The organism is Acinetobacter legionensis (assembly GCF_048551735.1).
Taxonomy (GTDB): Bacteria; Pseudomonadota; Gammaproteobacteria; order Pseudomonadales; family Moraxellaceae; genus Acinetobacter.
Window position 1 is genome coordinate 18579 of sequence record NZ_JBIMBV010000031.1, and the last position, 8627, is coordinate 27205.

The 8627-nt window shown below is 38.7% G+C and carries 8 protein-coding genes; 4 read left to right on the forward strand and 4 right to left on the reverse strand.

Features of this window, described 5'->3' with window-relative positions; all coding sequences use genetic code 11:
* Positions 1 to 51 precede the first annotated feature (51 nt).
* Positions 52 to 195 (forward strand): hypothetical protein, encoded by a 144-nt coding sequence (locus ACG9ZL_RS19780; RefSeq protein WP_419361404.1) that lies wholly within the window; start codon positions 52 to 54, stop codon positions 193 to 195.
* A gap of 232 nt (positions 196 to 427) precedes the next feature.
* On the opposite strand, the gene ACG9ZL_RS19785 is transcribed toward ACG9ZL_RS19780, so the two are convergent.
* The 4 genes from ACG9ZL_RS19785 to ACG9ZL_RS19800 all read right to left on the reverse strand — a co-directional run bounded on the left by ACG9ZL_RS19785 (position 428) and on the right by ACG9ZL_RS19800 (position 4138).
* Complete coding sequence (locus ACG9ZL_RS19785; protein ID WP_336954729.1) at positions 428 to 1606, reverse strand: thiolase family protein; 1179 nt, start codon at positions 1604 to 1606, stop codon at positions 428 to 430.
* Between the two features lie 151 nt (positions 1607 to 1757).
* Positions 1758 to 2405, reverse strand: a complete 648-nt coding sequence (locus tag ACG9ZL_RS19790) for a 3-oxoacid CoA-transferase subunit B (RefSeq protein ID WP_239045931.1) — start codon at positions 2403 to 2405, stop codon at positions 1758 to 1760.
* 2 nt (positions 2406 to 2407) lie between these two features.
* Positions 2408 to 3109 carry a CoA transferase subunit A gene (locus ACG9ZL_RS19795; RefSeq protein WP_419361407.1) on the reverse strand — a complete coding sequence of 234 codons (702 nt, stop codon included), beginning with the start codon at positions 3107 to 3109 and terminating at the stop codon, positions 2408 to 2410.
* Positions 3110 to 3256: 147 nt separating this feature from the next.
* Positions 3257 to 4138, reverse strand: coding sequence for a LysR family transcriptional regulator (locus ACG9ZL_RS19800; RefSeq protein WP_004820562.1), 882 nt, complete (start codon positions 4136 to 4138; stop codon positions 3257 to 3259).
* A gap of 654 nt (positions 4139 to 4792) precedes the next feature.
* Here ACG9ZL_RS19800 and ACG9ZL_RS19805 point away from each other — a divergent pair.
* From ACG9ZL_RS19805 to ACG9ZL_RS19815, 3 genes are all read left to right on the forward strand, one after another.
* The gene (locus tag ACG9ZL_RS19805; protein WP_419361410.1) at positions 4793 to 6217 is read left to right on the forward strand and encodes a GntP family permease; all 1425 of its coding nucleotides are present in this window, start codon (positions 4793 to 4795) and stop codon (positions 6215 to 6217) included.
* Between the two features lie 33 nt (positions 6218 to 6250).
* Positions 6251 to 7036: a 3-hydroxybutyrate dehydrogenase gene (locus tag ACG9ZL_RS19810; protein WP_419361413.1), complete on the forward strand. Its 786-nt coding sequence runs from the start codon at positions 6251 to 6253 to the stop codon at positions 7034 to 7036.
* Between the two features lie 208 nt (positions 7037 to 7244).
* On the forward strand, positions 7245 to 8201 hold the full coding sequence (locus ACG9ZL_RS19815; RefSeq protein ID WP_336954726.1) for a 3-hydroxyacyl-CoA dehydrogenase NAD-binding domain-containing protein: 957 nt from the start codon (positions 7245 to 7247) through the stop codon (positions 8199 to 8201).
* Positions 8202 to 8627 lie beyond the last annotated feature (426 nt).

The following is an 8627-nucleotide window of genomic DNA, read 5'->3' on the forward strand; positions in this document are numbered from 1 at the left end:
AGCCTTGTGCTTTTGAATTATAAATGGTTGTCGTACCGTGGGGCGACATGGATGTCGCCCCTTGTGTGTGGGAATACGGGGTTACAGGACATACCCCTCGCCCAACATGAGCAAAAACAAAGCATTGCTTTATTTGCAGCGCAAGGTTTGGCAATCCCTGCGAAAAGTCAGGCATCGCCTACACAAAGGTATTGAAACTTTGAATGTAAGGTGGAGCATTGCAAACTTTTTATAATCAAATAGCTTATCTCTCCATATAATTGATTTAATTAAAAATATTTATTTCTTGGGTTTGAGTTTTTGACTGGTTGACTATACATAAACTCACATGATAAAGAACAGCAAAAAGCCGGCAGTATTGAAACGACCGGCTTTTTTTAATTTTGAATCACAAACTATTTAGCTATTTATCACGATAAACAATAAATTACGCGCTTAATTCAACTGCAAGTGCTGTAGCTTCACCACCACCAATACAAAGTGTTGCAATCCCTTTGGTTTTACCTAAGCGTTTTAAAGCATGGATTAAGGTCACAATGATTCGTGAACCTGATGAACCCAGTGGATGACCAAGTGCACAAGCGCCACCATTAATATTGACTTTTTCAGGATCAAGTTTAAATGCATCAATTGCAGCCATAGTGACCATGGCAAAAGCTTCGTTAATTTCCCACAGGTCAACATCGTCTACGGACCAACCTACATTTTTCAGTAATTTTTCAATTGCTCCCACAGGTGCAATGGTAAACTCTTCAGGATGCTGGGAATTGGTTGTATAGCCTTTGATTTCAGCCAACACAGTCAAACCACGCTTTTTCGCTTCTGACGCCGACGTGATCAGTAGTGCAGATGCACCATCACTGATTGAACTAGAGTTTGCAGCAGTGATCGTACCGTCTTTAGCAAATGCAGGTTTTAAGCTTGGGATTTTATCAATCTTGGCATTTTCAGGATTTTCGTCCACATCTACAGTGATCTCCCCCTGACGTAGCGCCACTTTAACAGGTGTGATTTCGTCTTTAAAATAACCTTCTGCAATCGCTTTTTTTGCACGTGTCAGTGAGCGAATTGCAAACTCATCCATTTGCTCACGGCTATAGCACTTTTTATCCGCCATTTCCTGTGCAAAACTTCCCATTGCACGCCCTGTACCCGCGTCTTCTAAACCATCAAGGAACATATGATCAATCACTTGACCATGCCCCATCCGATAACCTGAACGTGCTTTAGGTAATAAATACGGTGCATTGGTCATAGACTCCATCCCACCGACCACAATAATTTTGGCACTTCCTGCTTTAATGGCATCGCTGGCTTGCATCGCAGCTTTCATCCCAGAACCACAGACTTTATTGATTGTGGTTGCGCCAACATGATCCGGTAAACCCGCTTTTCGCATCGCTTGACGTGCTGGACCTTGTTTTAAACCCGCAGGTAATACACAGCCCATAATTACTTCATCAATATCAGCAACAGGCACATTGGCTTGTTCAACAACTTTTTCAATGACGACTGCACCCAAATCCGGTGCAGATAAACTTGCAAAACTGCCTTGAAAACTTCCCATTGCAGTACGACTAGCTGCGACGATGACAATCTTTTCCATTCGAGTTCACCTTGTATTTTAAATGCGTATACTTTTGAAGCGGGTATTTTTGAAAATAGCATATCCATTGATAACATGTCTAAGCCGCCAAAGCGACTTAGCATTTAAACTTGGCTGCTTACATTAGAATTTTAGCCTTGCTTTGTCACAATCAAGCCACAGCGAGATTTGAGGTGATCAGTTCTACCCCAGTTGCCGCCTGAATCTGTTCTAGGCTTACATCTTTGGCCAATTCAATCAACTCTACACCTTGAGGAGTGATATCCATCACCCCTAGATCCGTAATTATACGGTTTACGACCAGTCTACCCGTAAGCGGTAATGAACATTCAGCGACGATTTTAGGACTACCATCTTTAGCACAGTGTTCCATCAACACCACGACTTTTTGTACCCCAGCAACCAAATCCATTGCACCGCCCATGCCTTTTACTTTTTTCCCTGGGATCATCCAGTTGGCTAAATCTCCTTTTTCGGAAACTTCCATTGATCCTAAAATAGCAATATTGACCTTACCCCCACGAATCATGGCAAAAGATTCAGCACTAGAGAAAAACGCAGCACCCTTACGTGCAGTTACGGTTTGTTTACCCGCATTAATTAAATCTGCATCGACAGTAGCTTGTGTTGGAAATTCATCAATTCCCAATAAGCCATTTTCAGATTGAAGCCAGACATTAATATTCTCAGGAATATAGTTGGCAACCAAGGTGGGTAAGCCAATACCTAGATTGACATAAAAGCCATCTTCAAGCTCTTGCGCTGCACGTTCAGCCATTTCATTACGCGTCCAAGCCATGATTAAATCTCCGTCTTCAATGTCAATTGTTCAATTCGTTTTTCAGGCTGCGCATTTAAAACAATACGACTTACATAAATGCCCGGTAAATGAATTGAATCTGGATCTAACTCACCAATTTCAACAATTTCTTCAACTTCGACAACGGTCAATTTGCCAGCCATTGCACACTCAGGGTTAAAGTTTCGTGCAGTCTTACGAAAAATTAAGTTACCAGCTTTATCTGCTTTATAGGCTTTTACCAAAGCAATATCTGCAACCAATGCTTGTTCGAGTATGTAATCTTTACCATCAAATTCGCGAACTTCTTTGCCTTCGGCAATCAATGTCCCAACACCTGTTTGGGTAAAGAACGCTGGAATACCTGCACCACCTGCACGTAACTTTTCAGCCAAGGTGCCTTGCGGTGTCAACTCAACTTCAAGCTCACCATTTAAATATTGACGTTCAAATTCTTTGTTTTCACCGACATAGGATGAAATCATTTTTTTAATTTGTTTGGTTTGTAAAAGCTTGCCTAGACCAAAATCATCCACACCTGCATTGTTAGAAATACAGGTTAGACCCGTTACGCCAATTTCTTTTAAGGCATCAATCAATGCTTCTGGAATACCACATAATCCAAAACCACCCACTGCAAAAGTCTGGTTGTTTGCAACCACATCAGCCAAAGCTTCATGTGCATTCGCGACAACTTTGTTCATCGTTTTAACTCTATGTCCTTTAGAATTATTATTATTAACATCGAGCAAATTATTTTAGAAATTGATTCTTTCAAATGTCTAATGAGTAAAACTCATTAATCTGATTTTACCTTGAAATAGTGGAGGTTATGATGAGGTGACATTCTTTTAAAACTGATGTGCCAATATCGTTTCAATAAATTGCGAAGAAATATTAGAAAGTTCAAAATCTTTTTTATAAATGATTCCAACAGAAAGATTGACATTGCCCTCTTCAATTTCAACCAAGACATTATTTTCTTTATCGATATAATTTTGAAAATGACGTGGGATCGCACTGACCCCCATACCAAAAGCCACAAAATGCGACAATGAACTAATTTGATGACACTCAAGTTTTAAATCTAAGATCATATTATTTTGTGAACATTTCTCTTCCACCACGTGTCGAATGATCGAAGGTTTCTGTAAAGTGATAAAAGGATAGGCATAAAGCTCACGCCATGTCACACTTTTACGCTGCGCCAACTGATGATCTTTAGGAAGTAGTGCTAAAAAATCTTCATTGAAAAATGGCTTAAAAATTAATTGATCATTGTGTTGCGGTTCAAAACAAATCCCAATTTCAAAAATACCCTCTTGGACTTTTTCAATAATTTTTTCATTGGGAATATCATGGATTGAAAAATTGATATTGGGATGATTCTTATTAAATTCATGCAGTACAGCAGGTAAAACAGCATGTGTCGCGAAAGGCATCGAGGCAATATTCAATGTGCCACGATGTAATTTAAAACGCTGTTTAACATCTCTTTCCATGTCTTCCCAATTTGCCAAAAGTTTTTTAGCAAATGGAATCAACGAATTTCCCTCAGCAGTAAGATCCACACGGCGGGTATTGCGCTTAAACAGCTTGCCACCCAACTCATCCTCTAAACTTTTGATACTTAAGCTTAAAGCAGATTGACTTAGGCAAAGTTCATTGGCAGCATTGGCATAATTCAATGTCCGAGCAAGAACTAAAAAAGCTTTTAACTGTTTGAGTGTCATACGGCAACCTAACTGATTTATAGCTCTATAATACGCTAAACCAAGCGAGTTTTGATCCTAAAATGAGTCATTTGAGCTATCGATTTGCTTATAGAATAAGATATCAATCCATGCTAGCTGATCTCACTTTTGCTCAGATTGATGTCTTAATGAAAGTTTTTAATTTGTGTGATCTGTAAAAAATATGTCTATGCATTTAAATCAGGGCAAAATCGATATATTACGTATTTCAAGCAACATACTTGTCAATAAAGCCACTGCTGTAAATAAAAATTAAAACGTTGAACATATACTCATTCATCTGCACTTCCAATTTGGCTTTTTTCTTTTGCTTATCTATGACCTATTGCGCAAAAACCTCATGAAACTTGTTTCTATTCATTAGTTTTCCATATTGACTCATAAATATTTTCAAACAATGCCTCGAATAATTTGGATTATAGTTTTATCCATCATTTGGAAATGGATATTCCAATTTATAAGTCTGGACGATTTATAAAAGCTAAATTTATTGATCAATATTAATTTCTCTAGATATCCATTTTTATTGGTTTCACTCACTAATGCATTTTTATGATTGAGATAGCCTTGTCGTGATTTGAAATAAAAACAAGGTGGGTTTTGACATATATTCTTTAAGGACGGAGTAAAAATATGTGGGAACTGGGTATAATTTTACTTTCTCTTGGCTTGTTGATGTACACAGCCTACAGAGGATTTTCTGTAATTCTCATGGCACCGATTTGTGCCTTATTGGCCGTCTTGCTGATTAACCCTGCCAACGTTTTACCATTTTATTCTGGTGTGTTTATGCCAAAAATGGTGGGCTTTATTAAAGATTATTTCTTGGTGTTTTTGCTGGGTGCGATTTTTGGTAAAGTTGTTGAAATGTCTGGTATTGCTGAATCCATTGCCAAAACGATTGTTCAATTAATTGGCTCTAAAAATGCAATGCTTACCGTTGTTCTGCTAGGGGCAATTTTAACCTATAGCGGCGTCAGTTTATTTGTCGTGGTTTTTGCAGTCTATCCCTTTGCAAACCAATTATTTAGACAAGCAAATATCCCTAAGCGTCTGATTCCTGGCACGATTGCACTGGGTGCTTTCTCCTTTACCATGGATGCCTTACCGGGTACGCCTCAGATTCAAAACGTTATTCCAACCACATTTTTTGGAACCAATATTTATGCAGCGCCATTTTTAGGGATTATCGGTGCAATCTTTGTTCTAGGTGTCGGATTAACTTATCTGGAATGGCGTCGTCGTGTTGCTGCTCGCAATGGAGATGGGTTTGCATCTGGTATTACTTTAACAGAAGCCGAACTTCAACAATTCGAAAATCAATCTCAGCAACAAGATAATGGTTCTGGTCTACGTCAATTCATGGCATTTGTTCCCTTAATTTTAGTTGCAGTGATGAATAAATATTTATCTACAGCAATTAAAACATGGTATCCAAATGGCTTTGATTTTAATGCGCTTGGACTAGCAAACTACACTGTCGATGTCGCAAAAACGTCAGCGATTTGGGCAGTTGGTTTGGCTTTAATCGTTGGGATTATCACTGCGATTATGTTCGATTATCGTCGTGTTTCAACCAGCTTTAAAGAAGGTGTAAACGCAAGTATAGGTGGTTCTCTACTCGCTGTGATGAACACTGCATCTGAGTATGGTTTTGGTGCAATCATTGCCGCTTTACCGGGTTTTGCTGTAATCAGTCATGCTTTGGGGCATACATTTACCAATCCATTGGTCAATGGTGCAGTCACCACAACCGTTTTGGCTGGGATTACAGGTTCAGCATCTGGCGGTATGAGTATTGCCCTCAGTGCCATGGCTGACCAATATAATACAGCTATTGCAGCAATGGGCATTCCTGCTGAAGTGATGCATCGTATTGTTGCAATGGCATCTGGCGGTATGGACACCTTACCGCATAACGGTGCCGTGATTACCCTACTTGCAGTCACTGGACTTACACATAAACAATCTTATAAAGACATTTTTGCCATTACCATCATTAAAACAGTTGCAGTATTTGTCGCAATTGCTGCATTTACATGGTTTGGTATCGTCTAAGTTTATCTTCAAAATGAACACAGGGAGTCAATAATGAGTCAACTTCTCAAAGATAAAGTTGCATTTATCACAGGTTCAGCAAGTGGTATTGGACTTGAAATTGCCAAAAAATTTGCCCTTGAAGGTGCAAAAGTAGTGATTTCAGATATGAATGCGGACAAGTGTAATGAAGCAGTTTTAGCCTTAACAACTGATGGATTTGAAGCCTTATCTGCACCTTGTGATGTTTCAGATGAAGATGCTTATGCCGCGGCTATTGGTCTAGCACATAGCAGCTTTGGTCGTTTGGATATTTTGATCAATAATGCTGGTTTTCAACATGTTGCTGCCATAGAAGAGTTTCCAACTGCCATTTATCAAAAACTACTGAATGTCATGCTGGTGGGTTCTTTTATTGGAATTAAGCATGCATTTCCAATCATGAAGGCACAAAACTATGGCCGTATTATCAATATGGCTTCGATCAATGGTTTAATCGGTTTTGCTGGAAAAGCGGGTTATAACAGTGCCAAACATGGGGTGATTGGTTTAACTAAAGTTGCAGCGTTAGAATCTGCTCGTGATGGAATCACGGTCAATGCATTATGCCCAGGTTATGTCGACACACCTTTGGTACGTGGTCAAATTAAAGATTTAGCCAAAACCCGTAATGTCAGCGAAACAAGTGCACTTGAAGATGTCATTTTAGCCATGGTTCCACAAAAACGCTTACTCAATGTTGAAGAAATTGCAGATTATGCCGTTTTCTTGGCGAGTGAAAAAGCGGCGGGGGTGACAGGTCAAGCAGTGGTTATGGATGGTGGTTATACTGCTCAGTAATACAGTTGATGATTGCAATGAGCATGAATTTGTCTCTATGTAAATCATCTAACCAGATGTAATACATATTCATTTGTAGGGGGGAAATCCTCCCCTACTGTTTTTTAGTTTTTCTATCTTTAGTTTTTATCAAAGTGAAAGGCTCACTTTGTCATGTGTCATAGCTAGACAATCCAACGTTCTCAAGTTATTCAAGGAAAATGAATATATGAAACCCATAAATAAAGTTGCCATTATCGGTACTGGTGTTATTGGTGCAAGTTGGGCAGCATTCTATTTAAGTAAAGGATTTCAGGTGAATGCTTTTGATCCTGCAGCTGATGCAGAATTAAATTTAAAAAATAGAGTTCAGACCTATTTACTGGATCTGTTCGAGTTGGCTGAAGAGCAAACCACCTCTTCTGACTGTTATGTTTCAGACACTTTAAAAAATCTCACTTTTTATCAAAATCTAACAGATGCGGTAAAAGATGCCGATTTTATTCAAGAAAATGGTCCAGAGCGGATTGATCTAAAAAAAGACTTATATGCACAGCTCACTCAAAACTGCCCTAAAGATAGCATTATCGCTTCAAGTTCATCTGGATTAAAAATCTCAGATATTCAACATGATTGCCTTTATCCTGAAAGAATCGTACTGGGTCATCCTTTTAACCCGCCACACTTATTACCTTTGGTTGAGATTATTGGTGGAGAAAAAACCCAAGCGAACTATATTCATGATGCTTTTGAGTTTTATACATTATTGGGAAAAAAACCGATTTTAATTCAGAAAGAAGTTAAAGGGCATGTCGCCAATCGTTTACAGTCTGCAATTTGGAGAGAAGCATTTTATCTGGTTTCTGAAGGTGTATGTAGCGCAGAAGATATTGATATCGCCATCACCAATGGCCCCGGATTACGTTGGGCAATATTTGGTCCTTATTTAAATATGCAGTTGGCCAATCAACATGGATTTAAAGCCGCTATGCATCATTTAGGTGAACCGATGTCTGAATGGTGGGCTGATATGCACCCTTATACCTTGTCTGAAGAAAAAATTGAGATGCTGAATGAAGAAACTCAACAGTTTGTTAAAAAACTAGGCGATAAGAATCTTCAATTACTTCGTGATCAGGCATTACTGCGATCTTTAAAGATGCGTAAAGAATTAGATTTGCCTTAATCGGATTTTACAAAAGTGATCTTCATTGATTCTCCAGAATTCTCATCTGGAGAATTTAGTCTTCAAAAGTTTAGCCAAGGGAAACAGGATCATTGACCTTCCCGCTCCAAAATTGAATCAACATTTCAAAGCATCCCAAGCAACAATTTCAGACTGAACCTTGTTGCTTATTTTTGAATTATAGTCAAACCACCTAATTATTCATACAAGTGATTCCCCTCAAATCTTTGATTATAAATGAAGCTTATGTTTTTTATGAACTTTTAGAAACTATTGATTATCAATTTATTTTTTGTATTTTTGAACCCTAGATGGTGATCCTACCGTGCGGCGACATGGATGTCGCCGTTGGGCGGGGGTATATGAGCAAAAATAAAGCACTGCTTTGTTTGCAGCGCAAGAGCCCTGTTAAACGAAAGATTTTTG

Bases quoted from the DNA above. Each gene is read 5' to 3' on its own strand.
- ACG9ZL_RS19785 (WP_336954729.1), bottom strand. From the start codon at position 1,606: ATGGAAAAGATTGTCATCGTCGCAGCTAGTCGTACTGCAATGGGAAGT.
- ACG9ZL_RS19810 (WP_419361413.1), top strand. From the start codon at position 6,251: ATGAGTCAACTTCTCAAAGATAAAGTTGCATTTATCACAGGTTCAGCA.
- ACG9ZL_RS19800 (WP_004820562.1), bottom strand. From the start codon at position 4,138: ATGACACTCAAACAGTTAAAAGCTTTTTTAGTTCTTGCTCGGACATTG.
- ACG9ZL_RS19780 (WP_419361404.1), top strand. From the start codon at position 52: ATGTCGCCCCTTGTGTGTGGGAATACGGGGTTACAGGACATACCCCTC.
- ACG9ZL_RS19790 (WP_239045931.1), bottom strand. From the start codon at position 2,405: ATGGCTTGGACGCGTAATGAAATGGCTGAACGTGCAGCGCAAGAGCTT.
- ACG9ZL_RS19805 (WP_419361410.1), top strand. From the start codon at position 4,793: ATGTGGGAACTGGGTATAATTTTACTTTCTCTTGGCTTGTTGATGTAC.
- ACG9ZL_RS19795 (WP_419361407.1), bottom strand. From the start codon at position 3,109: ATGAACAAAGTTGTCGCGAATGCACATGAAGCTTTGGCTGATGTGGTT.
- ACG9ZL_RS19815 (WP_336954726.1), top strand. From the start codon at position 7,245: ATGAAACCCATAAATAAAGTTGCCATTATCGGTACTGGTGTTATTGGT.